The following is a 20,490-nucleotide window of genomic DNA, read 5'->3' on the forward strand; positions in this document are numbered from 1 at the left end:
GGCCCGGATCCGGGAGCAGGAGGCCGAGCTGGAGGCCGCCCTGGAGGCGGCCCGGTCGGCGCTGGAGGACATCCCGGCGGACGACACGGTCCGCCGGGAGCCCGTCGATGCCGTCCCTGCCGGGTCCGTAGGGGACCGGGTCAGGCCTTGTGCTGCATGCTGCTGCGCGCGGGGTTGCCCTGCTCGTCGCGCTTGGGGTCCTTCTCGTCGGCCTTGTCCCGTACGCCCTGCCGGATCCGCTCGCCGATCTTGGGGTCGATGTTGGACCAGTAGGTGAAGGCCCGCTCCAGGACCGGCTCGGTGACGCCGTTGAGCAGATGGCCCACCACGTTGTCCACCAGCCGGTCGCGCGCCTCGTCGTCCAGGACCTCGCGGACCATGGTGCCCGCCTGGCCCCAGTCGTCGTCCTCGGCGTGGGAGACGTAGGCGGCCCGGGTGATCTCGCCGTCGGCGTACCAGGAGGGCGGGGAGCCGTAGCGCTCGGTGTCGGCGGCCGGGCCGCCCTTGGAGTTGGGCGCGTAGACCGGGTCGGTGGTCTTCCGGTACGCCATCGCCCCGTCCTTGGAGTAGGTGTTGACCTCCACCACGGGGGCGTTGACCGGGAGCTGCTGGTAGTTGCCGCCGATGCGGTAGCGGTGCGCGTCGGCGTACGAGAACAGGCGGGCCAGCAGCATCCGGTCCGGGCTGGGGCCGATACCCGGCACGAAGTTGTTCGGCTGGAAGGCGGCCTGCTCGATCTCGGCGTGGTTGTCGGTCGGGTTGCGGTCCAGGGTCATCCGGCCGACCTCGATCAGCGGATAGTCGCCGTGCGGCCAGACCTTGGTCAGGTCGAACGGGTTGAACCGGTAGCCGGCGGCCTCCTCGTACGGCATGACCTGCACATACAGCGTCCAGCTGGGGTACTCCCCGTCGCGGATGTGCTCGAACAGGTCCCGGGTGTGGTAGTCGGTGTCCGCCGCGGCCATCTGGTCGGCCTCATGCTGGGTGAAGAACTCGATGCCCTGGTCGGTCTTGAAGTGGTACTTCACCCAGAACCGCTCACCGGAGGCGTTGATCCACATGTAGGTGTGGGAGGTGTAGCCGTTCATATGGCGCCAGGTGCGCGGAATGCCGCGGTCACCCATCAGCCAGGTCACCTGGTGGGCGGACTCGGGCGAGAGGGTCCAGAAGTCCCACTGCATGTCGTGGTCGCGCAGGTTGTTGTCGGCGCGGCGCTTCTGGGACCGGATGAAGTGCTGGAACTTCATCGGGTCCTTCACGAAGAAGACCGGCGTGTTGTTGCCGACCATGTCGTAGTTGCCCTCGCTGGTGTAGAACTTCACCGCGAAGCCGCGCGGGTCGCGCCAGGTGTCCGGGCTCCCGCGCTCCCCGGCCACGGTGGAGAAGCGGATCACCAGGTCGGTGGTGGTGCCGGGCTGGAACAGCGCGGCCTTCGTGTACGCGCTGACATCGGAGGTGACCTCGAAGTGACCGAAGGCACCGCTGCCCTTGGCGTGGGGCTGACGCTCGGGGATGCGCTCCCGGTTGAACTGCGCCATCTGCTCGATCAGGTAGGCGTCCTGGAGCAGGATCGGCCCGCCCGGTCCGACGGTGAGCGAGTGCTCGTCGCTCTCCACCGGTGCACCGGAATCCATGGTTGTCGGCTTGCGAACGTCTTCCGTCATAACCGTTTCCTCCGCTGTCCCATGCCCTGTCACTGTGATGCGGTGGGGGCCCGGGCGAGGCCCCTAGGCACCAGTGACCCTCTTTGGACGTCGTCAAACGAATAACGAACCGAACTGTCAGGAAATGCCCCTTCGGGCGGGCAGCAGGCCGCGTGTCGGCTCGGCGCCGATCCGTCTCGGGACCCTTACGCAGCGTGATCGTGCCGGGTGTCCCGGCGGGCGGCGGCGGAGTGCAGGGTGCGCAGGGCGAGCAGCAGCACCCCCATGTCGTCCAGGTAGACCGGGTCGGGCACCAGATCCACCGGGGAGACGGTGTAGACCACGGCTGCCCAGAACAGCGCCTTGTCCCGCAGCGGCACCCCGGCGTCCAGCAGCAGCCGGCGCGCCCGGAGCAGCCGGATGAGCAGCCAGAGGGCGCCGACCGCCGTGGCGACGGCCAGCACGGCCGCGCCGATGAGCCACCAGGAAGTACCGTCCATGAGGGGCGTCTACCCGCCGCGGCGGCGGTGATGAGCCGTCAGCGGCGGACGGCGTAGGGCCGCCGGTGAGGGGGCGGGCCCGGTGGGCCGCCCGAGGGGACATCGCCCGTTCAGTCGCGGTCCTCGGCGGGGAGGAGCAGCCGGGGGTCTATGCCGGTCACGGCATCCGCGTAGGACAGCCGGGCCGCGGCTGACATGAGCCGGTCGTACTCGTCCTGCCGCACGGTGAGCCGGAACCAGTTGACCGTGCTGACGAGATAGTCGACGGCCAGCTCCGCCTCGTCGTTCGCGACGAGGTCGCGGACCGAGTCGAGGGCGCCCACGGCGTCTCCCCGACCGGGGGCCCGCCGCTGCACGGCGTCGGCCACCGCGCGGATGATGCCGTCCTCGGGCGTGTTCACAGGCTTCGGCTCCTTGGGTCGCCGGGTCCGGGAGACGGTGGTCGACGGAGAGTGGTCAACCCCTTGACCGCCCCCGGACGCAGCCACTACTTTGCGGTAGACGTCGACCCATCATGACCGAAAGGAGGCGGCCCGCGGATGTACACCTGCTCCGATCTGAGTCGCCTCGCTCATCGCACGGTCTGGATTCCGGGTCGCATCGCCCACGGCTCTTGAACGCGCCGTGGTGACGGGCCCGTCCACGGGGTGCTCCCGGGGCCCTGTCACCTCCTCCCGGCACGGCTGCTGAGCTCGCCGCCGTCTCGACGCGCCTCCCGTCCGTGGCACGTTCCGGGTTCTGCTGTCACCCTCTCTCGGTATCCCTCGGCCATCGCTGACGCGTGCCGTGGCGCGGCCGCCTTCTGATCACAGGGGGCGTGGCCGGAACACAGAAAGCTGCCCGAAATTGGCGAACATGATGCATCGACCCGTCGCGCACCGAAACGGAGGCCCGTCATGGTAGGAGCGCGGATCACGGTCAACGGGAAAGAAACGCCGATTTCACCGGCTGCTCCCCACACCACGGTGCTGGACTTCCTGCGCGACCAGGGCTTCACCGGTACGAAGGAGGGCTGCGCCGAGGGTGAGTGCGGCGCCTGCTCGGTCCTGGTGGCCCGTCCCGGGGTGGACAAGCCCACCGACTGGGTGGCGGTCAACGCCTGCCTGGTCCCGGCTGCGGCGCTGGACGGCCAGGAGGTCATCACCTCCGAGGGGCTGGCCACCGCCGGGAAGCCCGGCACGCCGCCCACCCTGCACCCGGTGCAGGAGGAGATGGCGGTCCGCGGCGGCTCGCAGTGCGGGTACTGCACTCCGGGCTTCGTGTGCAGCATGGCCGCCGAGTACTACCGGCCCGGCCGCTGCGCGCACGCGGAGCCGGCGGAGGGAGCGGAGAGCGCGGACGACGCCGAGCACGGGCCGAACGGTTTTGACCTGCACGCGCTGAGCGGGAACCTGTGCCGCTGCACCGGCTACCGCCCGATCCGCGACGCCGCGTTCGCCGTGGGCGCGCCCGCCGACGAGGACCCGCTGGCCCGGCGCCGTGAGCAGTCGCCGCCCGCGGCCGTGGCCACCTCGTACATCCAGGAGAACAGCGCGTTCCTGCGGAAGGACACCCTGGCCGAGACGCTCCAGGTGCTGCGCGAGCGGCCCGACGCGGTGGTGGTCGCCGGCTCCACCGACTGGGGCGTGGAGGTCAACATCCGCTCCCGCCGGGCGGACTGCGTGGTCGCCATCGACCGGCTGCCCGAGCTGCGGGAGCTGAAGGCGGGGGCCGACTCGGTGGAGATCGGGGCGGCGCTGACGCTCACCGAGATCGAGCGCCGGCTGGACGGGAGCGTCCCGCTGCTGGCGGAGCTGTTCCCGCAGTTCGCCTCCCGGCTGATCCGCAACGGCGCCACCCTCGGCGGCAATCTGGGGACCGGCTCCCCCATCGGCGACAGCCCGCCGGTGCTGCTGGCCCTGGAGGCCTCGCTGGTGCTCGCGGGCGCCGACGGCGAGCGCGAGGTGCCGCTGGCGGAGTACTTCACCGGGTACCGCCAGAGCGTGCGGCGCCCCGGTGAGCTGATCCGCGCGGTGCGCGTCCCGCTGCCGCTGGCGCCGGTCACGGCCTTCCACAAGATCGCCAAGCGGCGCTTCGACGACATCTCCAGCGTGGCGGTCGCCTTCGCGCTGGAGATCGAGGACGGCGCCGTGCGCAAGGCCAGGATCGGCCTGGGCGGTGTGGCCGCCACCCCGATCCGCGCCCTCGCCACCGAGGCGGCCCTGGAGGGCCGGGAGTGGACGGCCGAGACCGTCGAGGCCGCGGCCCGGGTGCTCCGGGCCCAGGGCACCCCGATGAGTGATCACCGCGCCAGTGCCGAGTACCGCGCCGCGATGCTCGGTCAGAGCCTGCTGAAGCTGTACGCCCAGACCAAGGAGGCGGTGTCGTCATGAGCCATCTGTCCGAGCGTCCCGAGAAGCCGGTCGTCGGCGTCTCCATGCCGCACGAGAGCGCGAGCCTGCACGTCACGGGCACCGCGCTGTACACCGACGACCTGGTGCACCGCACCAAGGACGTGCTGCACGCCTACCCGGTCCAGGTGATGAAGGCCCACGGCCGGATCACCGCGCTGCGCACCGGGCCCGCGCTCCGGGTGCCCGGGGTGGTCCGGGTGCTGACCCTCGAGGATGTGCCCGGGGTCAACGACGCCGGGATGAAGCACGACGAGCCGCTCTTCCCCGAAGAGGTCATGTTCCACGGCCACGCGGTCGCCTGGGTGCTCGGCGAGACCCTGGAGGCGGCCCGGTTGGGCGCCGCGGCGGTGGAGGTGGAGCTGGAGGAGCTGCCCTCGGTCCTGACGTTGAAGGACGCGATCGCGACCGCCAGCTTCCACGGCATCAACCCGGTGATGGTGGCCGGCGACACCGAGGCCGGATTCGCCGACTCCGCCCATGTGTTCACCGGTGAGTTCGAGTTCGCCGGCCAGGAGCACTTCTATCTGGAGACCCACGCGGCGCTGGCGCTCGTCGACGAGAACGAGCAGGTGTTCATCCAGAGCAGCACCCAGCACCCCTCGGAGACCCAGGAGATCGTGGCGCACGTCCTGGGCCTCAGCAGCAACGAGGTGACCGTGCAGTGCCTGCGGATGGGCGGCGGCTTCGGCGGCAAGGAGATGCAGCCGCACGGGTTCGCGGCCATCGCCGCGCTGGGCGCCAAGCTCACCGGCCGGCCGGTCCGGCTGAGGCTCAACCGCACCCAGGACATGACCATGTCCGGCAAGCGCCACGGCTTCCACGCCCGTTGGAAGATCGGTTTCGACGCCGAGGGCCGCATCCAGGCCCTGGACGCCACCCTGACCGCGGACGGCGGCTGGAGCCTGGACCTGTCCGAGCCGGTGGTGGCCCGCGCGCTGTGCCACATCGACAACACCTACTGGATCCCCCACGCCCGCGTCGAGGGCCGGATCGCCAAGACCAACTCGGTGTCCAACACCGCCTTCCGCGGCTTCGGCGGACCGCAGGGCATGATCGTCATCGAGGACATCCTCGGCCGGGTCGCGCCGCTGCTCGGGCTGGACCCGATGGAGCTGCGGGAGCGCAACTTCTACCAGCAGGGCCAGACCACCCCGTACGGTCAGCCGGTCACCCACCCCGAGCGGATCTCCGCCGTGTGGGAGCAGGTGCGGGCCAACGGCGGCCTGGCCGACCGCAAGCGGGAGATCGCGGCCTTCAACGCCGCGCACCCGCACACCAAGCGGGCGCTGGCGGTCACCGGGGTGAAGTTCGGCATCTCGTTCAACCTCACCGCCTTCAACCAGGCTGGCGCGCTGGTGCTGATCTACAAGGACGGCTCGGTCCTGATCAACCACGGCGGCACCGAGATGGGCCAGGGCCTGCACACCAAGATGCTCCAGGTGGCCGCGACCACGCTGGGCATCCCGCTGCACCGGGTGCGGCTGGCCCCGACCCGTACCGACAAGGTGCCCAACACCTCGGCGACCGCCGCCAGTTCCGGCGCCGACCTGAACGGAGCGGCGGTCAAGAACGCCTGCGAGCAGCTGCGGACGCGGCTGTTGCAGGTGGCCGCCACCCAGTTGGGCGCGGGCGCCGCGGACGTACGCATCGTCGAGGGCATCGCGCGCGCCCTCGGCAGCGACCAGGAGGTGGCCTGGGACGATCTGATCCGCACCGCGTACATCCAGCGCGTCCAGCTGTCCGCGGCCGGCTTCTACCGCACCGAGGGACTGCACTGGGACATCAAGAAGTTCCAGGGCTCGCCGTTCAAGTACTTCTCCTACGGCGCCGCGGCGACCGAGGTGGAGGTGGACGGCTTCACCGGCAAGTACCGCATCCGGCGGGTGGACATCGTGCACGACGTCGGCGACAGCCTCTCCCCGATGATCGACATCGGTCAGGTGGAAGGCGGTTTCGTGCAGGGCGCGGGCTGGCTGACCCTGGAGGACCTGCGCTGGGACACCGGTGACGGTCCGCACCGGGGCCGGCTGCTGACCCAGGCCGCCAGCACCTACAAGCTGCCGAGCTTCTCGGAGATGCCCGAGGAGTTCCACGTCCAGCTTATGGAGAACGCCACGGAGGAAGGCGCCGTGTTCGGGTCCAAGGCGGTGGGTGAGCCTCCGCTGATGCTGGCCTTCTCGGTACGCGAGGCGCTGCGGCAGGCCGCGGCGGCGTTCGGGCCGGCCGGGGTCAGCGTGGACCTCGCGTCCCCGGCGACCCCGGAGGCGGTGTTCTGGGCGGTCCAGGCGGCCCGCGGTGGCGAGGTGCGGCGCGACGGCCGCACGCTCGACACCGGCGGGGAGCCGGTCCGCACCATCGCCCTGAGCCATGCCTGACATGACCTGGGTGGCCGCGGTCGCGCGGTTGCGGGCACGCCGGGAGCCCGGTGTGCTGGTGACCGTCGCGACCGTGCGCGGCCACGCCCCGCGGGACGCCGGTGCCAAGCTCGTGGTGGGGCGGACCGAGGCCTGGGGCTCGATCGGCGGCGGCAATGTCGAAGCGGTCGCGATCGACCGGGCCCGGGAGATGATCGCCGTGTCCAAACCGGAGCCGGAGCTGATCGACTTCGCGCTGAACGACAAGGTGACCAACCAGCACGGGGTGCAGTGCTGCGGCGGCACGGTCGCGGTGCTGCTCGAACCGCTGCCGGTGGTAAGGGCGGTGGCGATCTTCGGCGTCGGCCATGTCGGCCTGGAGCTGGCGCGCATCCTGGCGCGTCAGGACCTGGACCTCCATTTGGTCGACTCCCGGGCCGACATGCTCACCGAGCGGCGGCTCGCCGTCCTCGGGGACGCGGTGGCGCAGGTGCACACCCACCACACGCCGCTGCTGCCCGAGGAGGTGCTGGCGACGGTGCCGCACGGGACCCATGTCCTGATCATGACCCATGACCACGCCGAGGACGCCGCGCTCTGCGACGCCGCCCTGCGCACCGACCACCTCGGCTCCGTCGGGCTGATCGGGTCGGCGGCCAAGTGGACGCGGTTCCGCAAGCGGCTGGCCACCGAGGGCGGTCATGACGAGGCCGTCATCGACCGGATCAAGACCCCGATCGGGCTGGCCGACATCACCGGCAAGGAGCCCGCGACCATCGCGGTGAGCGTGGCCGCCGATCTGCTGCGCACCTTCGAGACCGAGGGGGACTGACTCCTCGGCGGGCCGCGGGGTGCCCCGTACGGGTTCGCTTCCGTACGGGGCACCTGTGCGGCGGCTCGTCATCGTGCCGGTGGCGGCGGCTCCGCCACCGGCAGGGTGAGGACCATGGTGAGGCCGCCGCCGGGGGTGTCCTCCGCGGTCAGGGTGGCGCCGAAGGCCTCGGTGAAGCCGCGGGCCACCGCGAGGCCCAGGCCGACGCCGGCGCCGCGCGGGGCGTCGCCGTGGCGCTGGAAGGGTTCGAAGATCCGGTCCTTCGCCTCGTCGGGGACGCCGGGGCCGCGGTCGGTGACGCGCAGTTCCACCCGGTGGGCCAGGGCGCTGGCCGAGACATGGACGGGCCGGCCGGCGGGGCTGTGCTGGACGGCGTTCTCCACGATGTTGGCCACGGCCCGCTCCAGCAGGCCCCGGTCGACGGCGATCATCGGCAGGGTCTCGGGGATGTCCAGGACCACGGAGTCCTCGGGGACGCCGCCGAGCGCCATCGGGACGACCTCGTCCAGGTCGGTCTCCCGGACCAGCGGGACGACGGTGCCGGTGCTGAGGCGGGACATGTCCAGCAGGTTGCCGATCAGGGCGGCGAGCCGGTCGGCGCCGTCCTCGATGCCTTCGAGGAGCTCGGCCCGGTCGGTCTCGGACCAGGCGACGTCCTCGGAGCGGAGCGAGGTGACCGAGGCCTTGATGCCGGCGAGCGGGGTGCGCAGATCGTGGCTGACGGCGGCCAGCAGGGCGGTGCGGATGCGGTTGCCCTCGGCCAGTTCGCGCGCCTGGCCCGCCTGGTGCAGCAGGCGCTGGCGGTCGAGGACCACGGCGGCCTGGGCGGCGAAGGCGGTGAGGACCCTGCGGTCCTCGGCCGGCAGCACCCGGCCGGAGAGGGCCAGGGCCAGGTGGTCGCCGATGGGCAGGTCGACGTCGGCGTCCTCGGGCCGGTCGGCGGGGGCGGCGCCGACGGAGGCCACCGTCGACCAGGCGCCGGTCTCGCCGGCGCGCTCCAACAGGGCGACGGAGTCCATGGTGAAGGTCTCACGGAGCCGGGAGAGCAGGGCGTCCACGGTGTCCTCGCCGCGCAGGATGCTGCCGGCGAGCAGGGAGAGGACTTCGGACTCGGCGCGCAGGCGGGCGGCCTGGTGGGTGCGCCGGGCGGCGAGGTCGACCACCGAGGCGACGGAGACGGCCACCCCGGCGAAGATCGCGATGGCGACGATGTTCTTCGGGTCGGAGACGGTGAACCGGTGGAGCGGCGGAGTGAAGTAGTAGTTCAGCAGCAGGGAGCCGAAGGCCGCCGAGGCCAGTGCGGGCAGTACGCCGCCCAGCAGGGCGGCCGCGACGGTGCAGGTGAGGAAGAGCAGCATGTCGTTGGCGAGCCCGAGCTCCGGCACCGCCTGCCGGAGCAGCAGGGTGAGCAGGGCCGGGCCGAGCAGGCCGGTCAGCCAGCCCCGGATGACCCGGCCCCGGCCGAGCCGGGCTCCCCGCACCACGGCCGGCAGGCTTCGGCGGCCCTTGGCGGCCTCGTCGTGGGTGACGATGTGGATGTCCAGGTCCGGGCCGGACTCGCGGGCGACGGTGGCGCTGGCCCCGGGGCTGAAGAGGTACTGCCAGGATCTGCGGCGGCTGACGCCGAGGACGATCTGGGTGGCGTTGACCCCGCGGGCGAACTCCAGCAGCGCGTCGGAGACCTTCTCCCCGATGACATGGTGGAAGGTGCCGCCCAGGTCCTCCACCAAGGTGCGCTGGGCGGCGAGTTCGCCGGGTGAGGCGGAGGCCAGTCCGTCGCCGGCCGCGATGTGGACGGCCAGCACCTCGCCGCCCGCGCCCTTCTCGGCCAGCCGCGCGGCCCGGCGGATGAGGGTGCGTCCCTCGGGGCCGCCGGTGATGCCGACGACGATGCGCTCCCGGGCCTGCCAGGTGGAGCGGATGCCGTGCTCGCCGCGGTACGCGTTGAGGTAGGCGTCGACCCGGTCGGCGGTCCACAGCAGGGCCAGCTCCCGCAGGGCGGTGAGGTTGCCGGGGCGGAAGTAGTGGGAGAGGGCTGCGTCGACCTTGTCGGGCTGGTAGATGTTGCCGTGGGCCATGCGGCGGCGCAGCGCCTGCGGGTCCATGTCGACCAGCTCGATCTGGTCGGCGCGCCGCACCACCTCGTCGGGGACCGTCTCGCGCTGGCGGACGCCGGTGATCGTCTCGACCACGTCCCCGAGGGATTCCAGGTGCTGGATGTTGACGGTGGAGACGACGTCGATGCCGGCCCGGAGGAGTTCCTCGACGTCCTGCCAGCGCTTGGTGTGGCGCGAGCCGGGGACGTTGGTGTGGGCGAGCTCGTCCACCAGGGCGACGGCGGGGCGCCGGGCGAGGACGGCGTCGACGTCCATCTCGGTGAAGACGCCGTCCCGGTAGGCGATCTCGCGCCGCCCGACCAGTTCCAGGCCGTGCAGCATCACCTCGGTCCGCGGCCGGCCGTGGTGCTCCACGAAGCCGACCACGCAGTCGGTGCCCCGTTCGAGCCGGCGGTGCGCCTCGGAGAGCATGGCGTAGGTCTTGCCGACGCCCGGTGCCGCGCCGAGGTAGATCCGAAGCTTGCCGCGTCCCATACCGCCGTCTTCTCGTGTGTGCTGGTGCGATGGTTCGACAGTGCCGTCAGCTCTGGATGAGTGAGGTGAGCGCGGTGTTGAGCTCCAGGACGTTGACCCGGGGCTCGCCGATGAAGCCCAGCGTGCGGCCCTCGGTGTGGTCCCGTACCAACTGCTCGACCCGCTGGACGTCGAGCGTGTTCCGCTCGGCGACCCGGTGGACCTGGAGTGCGGCGTAGGCGGGCGAGATGTGCGGGTCCAGGCCGGAGCCGGAGGAGGTGACCGCGTCGGCGGGTACGGCCTCGGGCCGCACGCGGTAGGTCGCGGTGGAGTTGTCGGCGACGACGGCCCGCTGGGCGGCGGTGACCTGGGCGCAGAGGGTGCCCCCCTCGGCGTCCTTCGGGCAGCCGCCGTCGACCGCGCCGTTGTCGGCGGAGCGGTTGGTGGCGCCGGACAGGAGCAGCGTGTAGCGGGTGTTCACGCTGTTGGCGCCGAGCCCGTGGGAGGGCCGCGGCTGGAACCAGCGCAGGTCGGGCCTGGCCGCCTCCTCCGGGCCGCCGCCGGGGAGGGTGTACGTCTGCCCGATGAGGGAGGAGCCGACGACCCGGCCGCCCTGGTCCTCGATCTCGGAGCCGTCGGCCTTGCCGGGGAAGAGGGTCTGGGCGGCGCCGGTGAGGGCCAGCGGGTAGAGCACGCCGCAGATCGCGGTGAGGACGAGGAGGGCGCGCAGACCGGCGCCGAGGAGCCGTGCGGTCGCGGTGACGGAGGTGTTCATGTCGTCTCAGCCGATTCCGGGGATGAGGGAGAGGAGCAGGTCGATGAGCTTGATGCCGAGGAACGGGGCGATCAGGCCGCCGAGGCCGTAGAGGCCGAGGTTGCGGCGGAGCATCCGGTCGGCGCTGGTGGGCCGGTAGCGCACGCCCTTGAGGGCGAGCGGCACCAGGGCCACGATGATCAGCGCGTTGAAGACCACGGCGGAGAGGATCGCGGACTCGGGCGAGGCCAGGCGCATGATGTTGAGGGTGTCCAGGCCGGGATAGACCACCGCGAACATGGCCGGGATGATCGCGAAGTACTTCGCCACGTCGTTGGCGATGGAGAAGGTGGTGAGGGCTCCCCGGGTGATCAGGAGCTGCTTGCCGATCTCCACGATCTCGATCAGCTTGGTGGGGTCGGAGTCCAGGTCCACCATGTTCCCGGCCTCCTTGGCGGCCGAGGTACCGGTGTTCATCGCCACGCCGACGTCGGCCTGGGCGAGGGCGGGGGCGTCGTTGGTGCCGTCGCCGGTCATCGCCACCAGCTTGCCGCCGGCCTGCTCCCGCTTGATGAGGGCCATCTTGTCCTCGGGGGTGGCCTCCGCGAGGAAGTCGTCCACCCCGGCCTCGTCGGCGATGGCCTTGGCGGTGAGCGGGTTGTCACCGGTGATCATGACGGTCTTGATGCCCATCCGGCGCAGCTCGTCGAACCGCTCGCGCATCCCGTCCTTGACCACGTCCTTGAGGTGGACGACCCCCAGCACGCGGGCGCCGTCACTGTCCTCCACCGCGACCAGCAGCGGGGTGCCGCCGGCCTGGGAGATGCGGTCGGCGAGTTCGCCCGCGGCCTCACCGACCTGCCCGCCCCGCTCCCGTACCCAGGCGATGACGGAGCCGGCGGCGCCCTTGCGGACCGTGCGGCCGTCCACGTCCACGCCGGACATCCGGGTCTGGGCGGTGAAGGCGATCCACTCGGCGTGCGCCAACTCGCCCTGGTGGCGCTCGCGCAGCCCGTAGCGCTCCTTGGCCAGCACCACCACGGAGCGGCCCTCGGGGGTCTCGTCGGCCAGCGAGGAGAGCTGGGCGGCGTCCGCCAGTTCGTCCTCGGTGGTGCCGGGGACCGGCAGGAGCTCGGCGGCCTGGCGGTTGCCGAAGGTGATGGTGCCGGTCTTGTCCAGCAGCAGGGTCGAGACGTCGCCGGCGGCCTCGACCGCCCGGCCGGACATGGCCAGGACGTTGCGCTGGACCAGGCGGTCCATACCGGCGATACCGATGGCGGAGAGCAGCGCGCCGATGGTGGTGGGGATGAGGCAGACCAGCAGGGCGACCAGGACGATCATCGACTGCTCGGCGCCGGCGTAGACGGCGAACGGCTGGAGGGTCACCACCGCCAGCAGGAAGACGATGGTCAGCGAGGCGAGCAGGATGTTCAGCGCGATCTCGTTGGGCGTCTTCTGCCGGGCGGCGCCCTCCACCAGGTTGATCATCCGGTCGATGAAGGTCTCGCCCGGCTTGGTGGTGATCTTGATGGTGATCCGGTCGGAGAGGACCTTGGTGCCGCCGGTGACGGCCGAGCGGTCGCCGCCGGACTCGCGGATGACGGGGGCCGACTCGCCGGTGATGGCGGACTCGTCCACCGAGGCCACGCCCTGGACCACGTCCCCGTCGCCGGGGATGATGTCGCCGGCCTCGCAGACGACCCGGTCGCCGATGCGCAGCTGGGAGCCCGGTATCCGCTCCTCGCTGGTGCCGTCCTCGCCCAGGCGGCGGGCGACGGAGTCGGTCGTGGCCTTGCGCAGGGTGTCGGCTTGGGCCTTGCCGCGGCCCTCGGCGACCGCTTCGGCCAGGTTGGCGAAGACGGTGGTCAGCCAGAGCCAGGCGGTGATCGCCCAGCCGAACCAGTCCGTGGGATCGGCGCAGGCCAGCACGGTGGTGATCACCGAGCCGATCAGCACCACGAACATCACCGGGGATTTGATCATGACGCGCGGGTCGAGCTTGCGGACCGCGTCCGGGAGGGAGATGAGCAGCTGCCGGGGGTCGAACAGGCCGCCGCCGACCCGCCCGCCGCCGGGCTGCTCGCCGGCGGGTGTGTCGTGCTGCGGAGCCTTGGTGGGCGTGGCGGTGCTCATGCGGCGAGTCCTTCGGCGAGCGGCCCCAGTGCCAGGGCCGGGAAGTAGGTCAGACCGGTGATGATGACGATCGTGCCGACGAGCAGGCCCGCGTAGAGCGGCTTGTCGGTGCGCAGGGTGCCCGCGGTCTCCGGGACCGGCCTCTGCCGGGCCAGCGAGCCGGCCAGCGCCAGCACGAACACCATCGGCAGGAAGCGGCCCAGCAGCATGGCGATGCCGATGGTCGAGTTGAACCACGGGGTGTCGGCGTTCAGGCCGGCGAAGGCGGAGCCGTTGTTGTTGGCGCCGGAGGTGTAGGCGTAGAGGATCTCCGAGAAGCCGTGGGCACCGCTGTTGGTCATGGAGTCGGCCGGGGTGGGCAGCGCCATGGCGGCCGCGGTGAAGCAGAGCACCAGGGCCGGGGTGACCAGGAGGTAGCAGGCGGCGAGCTTGATCTCGCGGGTGCCGATCTTCTTGCCCAGGTACTCGGGGGTGCGGCCCACCATCAGCCCGGCGAGGAACACCGCGATGACGGCCATGATCAGCATGCCGTAGAGGCCGGAGCCGACGCCGCCGGGGGCGATCTCGCCGAGCTGCATGCCGAGCATGGTGATGCCGCCGCCGAAGCCGGTGTACGAGGAGTGGAAGGAGTTGACCGCGCCGGTGGAGGTGAGGGTGGTGGCCACCGCGAAGATCGAGGAGCCGGCGATGCCGAACCGGGTCTCCTTGCCCTCCATGGCGCCGCCGGCCAGCTCCAGGGCGGGCCCTCGGCCGGCGAACTCGGTCGCGAACATCAGGGCGGTGAAGGCGATCCAGATGACGCCCATGGTGGTGAGGATCGCGTAGCCCTGGCGCAGGTTGCCGACCATCCGGCCGAAGGTCCGGGTGAGGGAGAACGGGATGAGCAGGATCAGGAAGACCTCGAAGAGGTTGGAGAGCGGGGTGGGGTTCTCGAAGGGGTGGGCGGAGTTGGCGTTGAAGTAGCCGCCGCCGTTGGTGCCCAGCTCCTTGATGACCTCCTGGGAGGCGACCGCGCCGCCGTTCCACTGCTGGGTGCCACCGCTGAACTGCCCCACCTCGTGGATGCCGGCGAAGTTCTGGATGACCCCGCAGGCGACCAGCACCAGCGCGCCGATCACCGAGAGCGGCAGCAGGATGCGCACGGTGCCGCGTACCAGGTCCGACCAGAAGTTGCCGAGCTCGCCGGTGCGACTCCGGGCGAAGCCGCGGACCAGGGCGACCGCGACGGCCATGCCGACGGCGGCCGAGACGAAGTTCTGCACCGCCAGGCCGCCGGTCTGCACCACATGGCCCATGGCCTGCTCGCCGTAGTAGGACTGCCAGTTGGTGTTGGCCACGAAGGAGGCGGCGGTGTTGAACGCCTGGTCCGGGTCGATGGAGACGAAGCCGAGCGAGCCGGGCAGGCCGCCCTGAAGCCGCTGAAGCCCGTACAGGAAGAGGACGCTCACCGCGGAGAAGGCGAGCACTCCGCGCAGATAGGCGGGCCAGCGCATCTCCACCGCGGGGTCGGCGCCGATGGCCCGGTAGATCCACCGCTCCGGCGCGTAGTGCTTCTCGGAGGAGTACACCCGGGCCATGTAGTCGCCGAGCGGGCGGTACGCCAGCGCGAGGGCGCCGATCAGGGCGAGCAGCTGGAGCAGGCCGGCTGTCTGGGAACTCATACCGGCGCTCAGAACCTCTCCGGGAACACAAGGGCGAGGACGAGGTAGCCGAGCAGGGAGGCGGCCACGATGAGGCCGACGGTGTTCTCGACGGTCACAGCTTGGTCACCCCCCGGGCGATGAGCGCCACCAGCGCGAAGACCGCGATCGTGGCGGCGACGAAGGCCAGATCGGCCATCGTGAGCTCCTGGGTCGTAGGGACGTGTTTCGGCCGGTGTGGCCGAGGAAGAGCAAACCTCGGCGGCGGGCGGGGGGTAAGCGGCTTTGACGGGCCTCTTACGGCCGGAGCCCCAGCTTTGATGCCGCCCATACGCCGACGGCCTCGGCGTTGACGCGGCCTTGACGCCGGCGGCGCGGGGGCGGCCGCCCGACCAGGAGGGACAGCGTCACCGCCTGGAGGTACCGGCGACATGGCCGTTCACATCGCCGCATTTCCGGACGGCGGCGGTGCGTACGCGGTCGCCCGCCGGCACCTGGGGCGGCGGGCGAGCCTGGTCGCCGCCGGCTCGCTGGTCCTGGACTACGTGCTGAACGGCTTCGGCGCCGAGGGCGGCCGCGATCGGGAGAGGAACGCCTTGGCCGCGTAGAGGACTTCGGTGTCCGGGAAGACATCCCGGTAGGTGCGGCAGCGGCGGCGCACCTCGCCCTCGTCCAGCAGATGGACCGGGGTGGAGAACCGCTCGGCGGCCTCGGTGAGGGACAACCCGCCGACGGCCAGGTCCCCTTGGGGGAGCCGGGTGGTGGACGCCGGCCAGACGGACAGGACGCCGGTGTCGGTGGCGGCCTCGGGCAGCGCGGTGACGGTCATGGCGCTCCCCTCAGACGGTCCGGGTCAGGGATCCGGGGCGCTGGGCGCCGGGGTCCGCGCCGGGGCCGGACACCGGTACGCCGGTGGCGGCCGGGGCGGTCAGCGTCGGGTCGACGGTCACCAGCGAGGCCCCGACCGGTTCCGCCAGCGAGCGGAGTACGGGCACGGAGAGCCGGATCCAGGGCTGCCCGGCGCCGAGCGTGGCGGCCAGCCGTTCGGCGCTGGTGAAGCCGACGGCGGTACGGGCACCCAGCGGGGTGCGGAACAGCCGTACGCCCAGCCGCGCGTGTCCCGGCCGCACCGGCACAAACAGCGGGCCGGCCGGGTCCGGTTCCTCGGGTTCGGGGTCGTCGTCGTAGCGGAACAGGCACATCGGGCCCTCCCAGGGGAACGGCGGAAGATCGTGGGGCCCCGGACGCGGGGAGGCGACCCGGGGCGCGCCTTCGAAGGTATCTCCCGCCGCGGCGCCATGGGCCGTGCGGTGACGGGACCTTGACGGCGGGCGGCCGTATCCATACGGTCCGCCGACGGCGGTGGCGCCGCCCGGTCCGGGGGCCGACGTGCGTCGACGCCCTCAGGCCGGGGCGATGCGGACGAAGCGCTCCGCGGTGTGCAGTTCGTCCTCGATCCGCCGGGCCGTCTCCCGCAGGCGCGGCAGGATGTCCTCGCGGCACTGGTCGAGGGTGCGGCTGCTGCTGTGCAGGGCGACGTTGCAGGCGGCGACGGCGCGGCCGACGCGGTCGCGGACGGGCACGGCGAGGGAGCGCAGCCCGGCCTCCAACTCCCCGTCGACCAGGGCGTAGCCGTCCTCGGCCGCCCGGTCGAGGACGGCTACGAGGTCGGCGCGGGCGGTGCGGGTACGCGGGGTCAGCGCGTCCGGCTCGGTGCGCCGCAGCCGGGCGGTGCGTTCGGCCGGGGGGAGATCGGCCAGCAGGACGCGGCCGAGGGAGGTGGCGTAGGCGGGCAGCCGGGTGCCCACGGTGAGGTTGACGGTCATGACGCGCCGGGTCGCCGCGCGGGCGGTGTACTGGACCATGGTGTCGTCCAGGACCGCGAGGGAGGCGGACTCCCCCACCTGGGTGGAGAGTTCGCGCAAGTGCGGTTCGGCGAGCCGGGCCAGGGTGGTGCCGGCGAGCAGGGGGTAGCCCAGGTCCAGCACCCTCGGGGTGAGCCGGTGTGTGCGGCCCTCGGCGGTGACCTGGCCGAGGTGCGCCAGGGTGATCAGCGCCCGGCGGGCGGTGGCCCGGGGCAGTCCGGTGAGCTCGGCGACGGCGCTGAGGGTGAGCGGGCCCCGGCCGTCGAAGGCGGTGATCACGGTCAGCCCGCGGGCCAGGGATTCGATGAACGCCGGGCCCAGGTCCTGCTTGGAGGCGGCCGTCCAGGAGGCGAGCGGTGCGGTGCTCCGCGGCGGACGGTCGGCGGCGGTGGCGACCCGCCGGCCCATCTCGCCGGCGGCGGCCCGCAACCGGGGCAGCAGCCGGGCGCGGAGCGCGTCGGCGCTGTGCCGGCTGGTGTGGCTGACCACGCTCAGCGCGCAGGGCGTGGAGCCCGCGGGCAGCGGAAGGGGGACGGCCAGGGCCACCAGGCCCGATTCGATCTGCTGGTCGTCCACCGCCCAGCCGTCGGCGCGGGCGGTCGCGGCCCGGCGGCGGAACTCCTGCTCGGACGGGCCGGGCCGGGGCGGCAGGAAGGGGAAGGCCTCGCCGTGCGGGTCCTCGGCGCCCCGCGCGCCCCAGGCCGTCCACCGCGCGGCGTCCCAGTCGGCGGCGAACAGCGGCCCGGGGGCGGTGCGTTCGGCGGGCAGCCGGTCGCCGATACGGAAGCTCAGGGACATGGCGCGGCGCCGGGTGGCCTGGTGGACGAAGCGGATGGCGTCGCCGTCGGGGACGGCGAGGGAGACCGACTCGTCCAGCTCGTCGGCGAGCCGGTCGGCCGCCTCGCTCAGCAGCTCGGGCAGGCGCAGCGCGGCGAGATAGGCGTTGCCCAGCTCCATCAGCCGGGGGGTGAGGGTGGCCTGGCGGTCCTCCAGGCGTACGTATCCCATCGCCGCGAGGGTGCCGACGGAGCGGTCCACGCTGGAACGGGCCAGCGCGGTGGCGTGCTGGAGACGGCTCAGGCTCAGCGTGCCGCCCGCCTCGCTCAGGGCGCGGAGCACGGCGATCCCGCGTACGAGGGGGGCGACGGTCTCGGCCGGCGCCGTCTCCGGGGCGGTCGCTGGGGACGGCATCTCGGTTCTCCAGACGGGTGGGGATTTCCGGACGGGTGGTGCTTTCCGACGGGTGGTGCTTTCCGGACGGAGATGGCCGGATCGCCCGCACCCTTTCGGGGCCATTGACAGCGTCGCAAGCCGATGGGCAGACTCACCGGCAGCATAGCGAACGAACTTTCACCAGGCGAACAAGTGGGGGGCTTCCATGGACAAGGTGGTCGCTTCGGCGGCGCTCGCCGTGGCCGATGTGCCCGACGGCGCGTCGATCGCGGTCGGCGGCTTCGGCCTCAGCGGTGTGCCGAACGTGCTGATCGGGGCGGTGTACGAGCGGGGCACCACCGGGCTCGGCGTGGTCTCCAACAACTGCGGCGCCATGGACACCGGGCTGGCCGTGCTGCTCGCCGCGGGACGGATCGCCCGGGTCACCGGCTCCTACATCGGCGCCAACAAGGAGTTCGCCCGCCAGTACCTCGGCGGGGAGCTGGAGGTCGAGCTGATCCCCCAGGGCACCCTGGCCGAGCGGCTGCGCGCCGGGGGCGCGGGCATCCCCGCGTTCTACACCCCGGCCGGGGTCGGCACCCAGGTCGCCGAGGGCGGGCTGCCCTGGCGCTACGACGGTTCGGGCGGCGTCGCCCTGGCCTCGCCGCCCAAGGAGGTGCGCACCTTCGACGGCACCGACTACGTCCTGGAGCACGGCATCCGCACCGACTTCGCCCTGGTCCGGGCGGCCAAGGGCGACCGCCACGGCAACCTGGTCTTCAACAAGTCCGCCCGCAACTTCAACCCGCTGGCGGCCATGGCGGGGCGGATCACCATCGCCGAGGTCGAGGAGCTGGTCGAGCCGGGCGCGATCGACCCCGACCAGGTCCATCTGCCGGGCATCTTCGTCCAGCGCGTGGTGGCCCTGACGCCCGAGCAGGCCGCGGACAAGAAGATCGAGCAGATCACCGTCAGTGACCGGAAGGAGCAGGGCTGATGGCCTGGACCCGGCAGGAGATGGCCGCGCGGGCGGCCGCCGAGCTGCACGACGGCGAGTACGTCAACCTCGGCATCGGGCTGCCCACCCTCATCCCCAACCACCTGCCCGAGGGCGTCCACGTCATCCTGGAGTCCGAGAACGGCATCCTGGGCACCGGCTCCTACCCGTACGCCGAGGACGTCGACCCGGACCTGATCAACGCGGGCAAGGAGACCGTCACCGTCCTGCCCGGCGCCTCCTTCTTCGACTCCGCGCTCTCCTTCTCCATGATCCGCGGCGGGCACATCGACACGGCCGTGCTGGGCGCCATGCAGGTCTCGGCCCGGGGCGACCTCGCCAACTGGGCGGTGCCCGGCAAGCTGATCACCGGCATCGGCGGGGCCATGGACCTGGTGCACGGCGCCCGCCGGGTCATCGTGATCATGACCCACACCGCCAAGGACGGCAGCCCCAAGCTCGTCCAGGAGTGCACCCTGCCGCTGACCGGCCGGGCCTGCGTGGACCGGATCATCACCGACCTGGCCGTCCTGGACGTCACCGACAGCGGGCTGCTGCTCGTGGAGTGCGCCCCCGGCGTCACCCCGGGCGAGGTGCGCGCCCGTACCGACGCGCCCGTCTGGGAGCGGAGCACCGTGTGAGCCCCCACGCCGTCTACGTCGTGGACGCCGTCCGCACCCCCATCGGCCGGTACAACGGGGCGCTGGCCGCCGTACGCCCGGACGACCTGGCCGCACACACCCTGCGCGCCCTGCTGGAGCGCACCCCGGAGCTCGATCCGGCCCGGATCGGGGACGTGGTGCTCGGCAACGCCAACGGCGCCGGTTATGTGCTGCCCAAGAGCGAGCGCCCCTTCCCCGCCGGGCACACCGAGCTGTACTCGACCACCCTGGGCTGGCGCATGGTCAACCCCCGGATGGATCCGCAGTGGACGGTCCCGCTCGGGGAGAGCGCCGAACTGATCGCCGAGAAGCACGCCATCGGCCGCGAGCGGCAGGACGCCTTCGCGCTCGCCTCGCACCTCAAGGCCGCCGGGGCACGGGACGCGGGGCTGTTCGACGGGGAGATCGCCCCGGTGACCGTCCCCGCCCGCCGGGGCGAGCCCACCGTGGTGGACCGGGACGAGAGCATCCGGGCGAACACCTCCCCGGAGGCGCTGGCCGCGCTGAAGCCCGCGTTCCGCACCGAGGGCGGCACGGTCACCGCGGGCAACTCCTCCCCGCTCAACGACGGGGCGGCGGCCCTGCTGCTGGCCGACGAGGACGGGCTGCGCGCCACCGGCCGCGAACCGTTGGCCAGGATCACCGCCCACGCGGTCTCCGCCTGCGAACCGCACTACTTCGGGCTCGCCCCCGTGCAGGCCGTCCACCGGGCGCTGGAGCGGGCCGGCCGGGCCTTCGCCGACCTCGCCACGCTGGAGCTCAACGAGGCCTTCGCCGCCCAGGTGCTGGGCTGCCTCGCCGAATGGCCCGAGCTCGACCCGGCCGTGCTCAACCCGCGCGGCGGCGCCATCGCGCTGGGCCACCCGCTCGGCGCCTCGGGCGCCCGGCTGGCCGGCGCGGTCGCCCACCAGCTCGCCGCCCGCGGCTCCGGCACCGGCGTGGCCGCGCTGTGCATCGGCGTCGGCCAGGGCTCCGCCCTCGTCCTGGAGAGGTAG

At 72.4% G+C, this 20,490-nt stretch carries 16 protein-coding genes and 1 pseudogene; 6 read left to right on the forward strand and 11 right to left on the reverse strand.

Translation table 11 applies throughout. The features are described 5' to 3' along the window. Window positions 1-140: 140 nt before the first annotated feature. The 3 genes from ABZ945_RS14955 to ABZ945_RS14965 form a co-directional block, all read right to left on the reverse strand. Entirely contained in the window at window positions 141-1,664 is a 1,524-nt protein-coding gene (locus ABZ945_RS14955) for a catalase (RefSeq protein ID WP_361268585.1), read from the reverse strand. Between the two features lie 185 nt (window positions 1,665-1,849). Continuing rightward, a complete protein-coding gene (locus tag ABZ945_RS14960; protein ID WP_361268588.1) occupies window positions 1,850-2,143 on the reverse strand; it encodes a YkvA family protein in 294 nt (97 codons plus the stop codon). A 110-nt stretch (window positions 2,144-2,253) separates the two neighbouring features. Continuing rightward, window positions 2,254-2,544: a hypothetical protein gene (locus tag ABZ945_RS14965; RefSeq protein WP_361268591.1), complete on the reverse strand. Its 291-nt coding sequence runs from the start codon at window positions 2,542-2,544 to the stop codon at window positions 2,254-2,256. Window positions 2,545-3,039: 495 nt separating this feature from the next. Here ABZ945_RS14965 and ABZ945_RS14970 point away from each other — a divergent pair, with 495 nt between their 5' ends. The 3 genes from ABZ945_RS14970 to xdhC are packed head-to-tail and all read left to right on the forward strand — an operon-like array spanning window position 3,040 to window position 7,722. After that, window positions 3,040-4,515, forward strand: coding sequence for an FAD binding domain-containing protein (locus ABZ945_RS14970; RefSeq protein ID WP_361268594.1), 1,476 nt, complete (start codon window positions 3,040-3,042; stop codon window positions 4,513-4,515). Next, window positions 4,512-6,911: a xanthine dehydrogenase molybdopterin binding subunit gene (gene xdhB, locus ABZ945_RS14975; protein WP_361268596.1), complete on the forward strand. Its 2,400-nt coding sequence runs from the start codon at window positions 4,512-4,514 to the stop codon at window positions 6,909-6,911. The genes ABZ945_RS14970 and xdhB overlap by 4 nt, the downstream gene beginning before the upstream one ends. 1 nt (window position 6,912) lies before the next feature. Next, entirely contained in the window at window positions 6,913-7,722 is an 810-nt protein-coding gene (xdhC, locus tag ABZ945_RS14980) for a xanthine dehydrogenase accessory protein XdhC (RefSeq protein WP_361268932.1), read from the forward strand. A gap of 68 nt (window positions 7,723-7,790) precedes the next feature. Here the strand turns inward: xdhC and ABZ945_RS14985 are convergent, their stop codons facing one another. The 8 genes and pseudogenes from ABZ945_RS14985 to ABZ945_RS15020 all read right to left on the reverse strand — a co-directional run bounded on the left by ABZ945_RS14985 (window position 7,791) and on the right by ABZ945_RS15020 (window position 17,875). Beyond that, window positions 7,791-10,313 (reverse strand): sensor histidine kinase KdpD, encoded by a 2,523-nt coding sequence (locus tag ABZ945_RS14985; protein ID WP_361268598.1) that lies wholly within the window; start codon window positions 10,311-10,313, stop codon window positions 7,791-7,793. A gap of 46 nt (window positions 10,314-10,359) precedes the next feature. Next, window positions 10,360-11,067: a potassium-transporting ATPase subunit C gene (locus ABZ945_RS14990; RefSeq protein WP_361268601.1), complete on the reverse strand. Its 708-nt coding sequence runs from the start codon at window positions 11,065-11,067 to the stop codon at window positions 10,360-10,362. A 6-nt stretch (window positions 11,068-11,073) separates the two neighbouring features. Continuing rightward, window positions 11,074-13,179 (reverse strand): potassium-transporting ATPase subunit KdpB, encoded by a 2,106-nt coding sequence (gene kdpB / locus ABZ945_RS14995; protein WP_361268604.1) that lies wholly within the window; start codon window positions 13,177-13,179, stop codon window positions 11,074-11,076. Further along, window positions 13,176-14,840 carry a potassium-transporting ATPase subunit KdpA gene (kdpA, locus tag ABZ945_RS15000; RefSeq protein WP_361268607.1) on the reverse strand — a complete coding sequence of 555 codons (1,665 nt, stop codon included), beginning with the start codon at window positions 14,838-14,840 and terminating at the stop codon, window positions 13,176-13,178. The genes kdpB and kdpA overlap by 4 nt, the downstream gene beginning before the upstream one ends. An 8-nt stretch (window positions 14,841-14,848) precedes the next feature. After that, window positions 14,849-14,938 carry a K(+)-transporting ATPase subunit F gene (gene kdpF / locus ABZ945_RS15005; RefSeq protein ID WP_361268610.1) on the reverse strand — a complete coding sequence of 30 codons (90 nt, stop codon included), beginning with the start codon at window positions 14,936-14,938 and terminating at the stop codon, window positions 14,849-14,851. Window positions 14,939-15,396: 458 nt separating this feature from the next. Next, window positions 15,397-15,648, reverse strand: a pseudogene (locus ABZ945_RS15010) (diaminopimelate decarboxylase); the annotation flags it as partial. Between the two features lie 10 nt (window positions 15,649-15,658). Continuing rightward, on the reverse strand, window positions 15,659-16,021 hold the full coding sequence (locus ABZ945_RS15015) for an SAV_915 family protein (protein ID WP_361268614.1): 363 nt from the start codon (window positions 16,019-16,021) through the stop codon (window positions 15,659-15,661). 201 nt (window positions 16,022-16,222) lie between these two features. Further along, window positions 16,223-17,875: an IclR family transcriptional regulator C-terminal domain-containing protein gene (locus ABZ945_RS15020; protein ID WP_361268616.1), complete on the reverse strand. Its 1,653-nt coding sequence runs from the start codon at window positions 17,873-17,875 to the stop codon at window positions 16,223-16,225. A 187-nt stretch (window positions 17,876-18,062) separates the two neighbouring features. Between ABZ945_RS15020 and ABZ945_RS15025 the strand changes: the two genes are divergently transcribed. Genes ABZ945_RS15025 through ABZ945_RS15035 form a run of 3 tightly spaced genes read left to right on the forward strand, consistent with a single transcriptional unit; the run spans window position 18,063 to window position 20,490 of the window. Next, the gene (locus ABZ945_RS15025) at window positions 18,063-18,833 is read left to right on the forward strand and encodes a CoA transferase subunit A (protein WP_361268619.1); all 771 of its coding nucleotides are present in this window, start codon (window positions 18,063-18,065) and stop codon (window positions 18,831-18,833) included. Continuing rightward, the gene (locus ABZ945_RS15030) at window positions 18,833-19,474 is read left to right on the forward strand and encodes a CoA transferase subunit B (protein WP_361268622.1); all 642 of its coding nucleotides are present in this window, start codon (window positions 18,833-18,835) and stop codon (window positions 19,472-19,474) included. Before ABZ945_RS15025 ends, ABZ945_RS15030 begins: the two co-directional genes overlap by 1 nt. Continuing rightward, entirely contained in the window at window positions 19,471-20,490 is a 1,020-nt protein-coding gene (locus tag ABZ945_RS15035; RefSeq protein ID WP_361268625.1) for a thiolase family protein, read from the forward strand. The genes ABZ945_RS15030 and ABZ945_RS15035 overlap by 4 nt, the downstream gene beginning before the upstream one ends.

The organism is Streptomyces sp. NPDC046887, from assembly GCF_040644755.1.
Lineage (GTDB): Bacteria > Actinomycetota > Actinomycetes > Streptomycetales > Streptomycetaceae > Streptomyces > Streptomyces lichenis.

What these genes read in the sequence shown, in the direction of transcription:
- ABZ945_RS15025 (WP_361268619.1), top strand. Translation starts at nt 18,063, where the DNA reads ATGGACAAGGTGGTCGCTTCGGCGGCGCTCGCCGTGGCCGATGTGCCC.
- ABZ945_RS15020 (WP_361268616.1), bottom strand. Translation starts at nt 17,875, where the DNA reads ATGCCGTCCCCAGCGACCGCCCCGGAGACGGCGCCGGCCGAGACCGTC.
- ABZ945_RS15015 (WP_361268614.1), bottom strand. Translation starts at nt 16,021, where the DNA reads ATGTGCCTGTTCCGCTACGACGACGACCCCGAACCCGAGGAACCGGAC.
- ABZ945_RS14990 (WP_361268601.1), bottom strand. Translation starts at nt 11,067, where the DNA reads ATGAACACCTCCGTCACCGCGACCGCACGGCTCCTCGGCGCCGGTCTG.
- ABZ945_RS14955 (WP_361268585.1), bottom strand. Translation starts at nt 1,664, where the DNA reads ATGACGGAAGACGTTCGCAAGCCGACAACCATGGATTCCGGTGCACCG.
- ABZ945_RS14970 (WP_361268594.1), top strand. Translation starts at nt 3,040, where the DNA reads ATGGTAGGAGCGCGGATCACGGTCAACGGGAAAGAAACGCCGATTTCA.
- ABZ945_RS14960 (WP_361268588.1), bottom strand. Translation starts at nt 2,143, where the DNA reads ATGGACGGTACTTCCTGGTGGCTCATCGGCGCGGCCGTGCTGGCCGTC.
- xdhB (WP_361268596.1), top strand. Translation starts at nt 4,512, where the DNA reads ATGAGCCATCTGTCCGAGCGTCCCGAGAAGCCGGTCGTCGGCGTCTCC.
- kdpB (WP_361268604.1), bottom strand. Translation starts at nt 13,179, where the DNA reads ATGAGCACCGCCACGCCCACCAAGGCTCCGCAGCACGACACACCCGCC.
- kdpA (WP_361268607.1), bottom strand. Translation starts at nt 14,840, where the DNA reads ATGAGTTCCCAGACAGCCGGCCTGCTCCAGCTGCTCGCCCTGATCGGC.
- ABZ945_RS14985 (WP_361268598.1), bottom strand. Translation starts at nt 10,313, where the DNA reads ATGGGACGCGGCAAGCTTCGGATCTACCTCGGCGCGGCACCGGGCGTC.
- xdhC (WP_361268932.1), top strand. Translation starts at nt 6,913, where the DNA reads ATGACCTGGGTGGCCGCGGTCGCGCGGTTGCGGGCACGCCGGGAGCCC.
- ABZ945_RS15030 (WP_361268622.1), top strand. Translation starts at nt 18,833, where the DNA reads ATGGCCTGGACCCGGCAGGAGATGGCCGCGCGGGCGGCCGCCGAGCTG.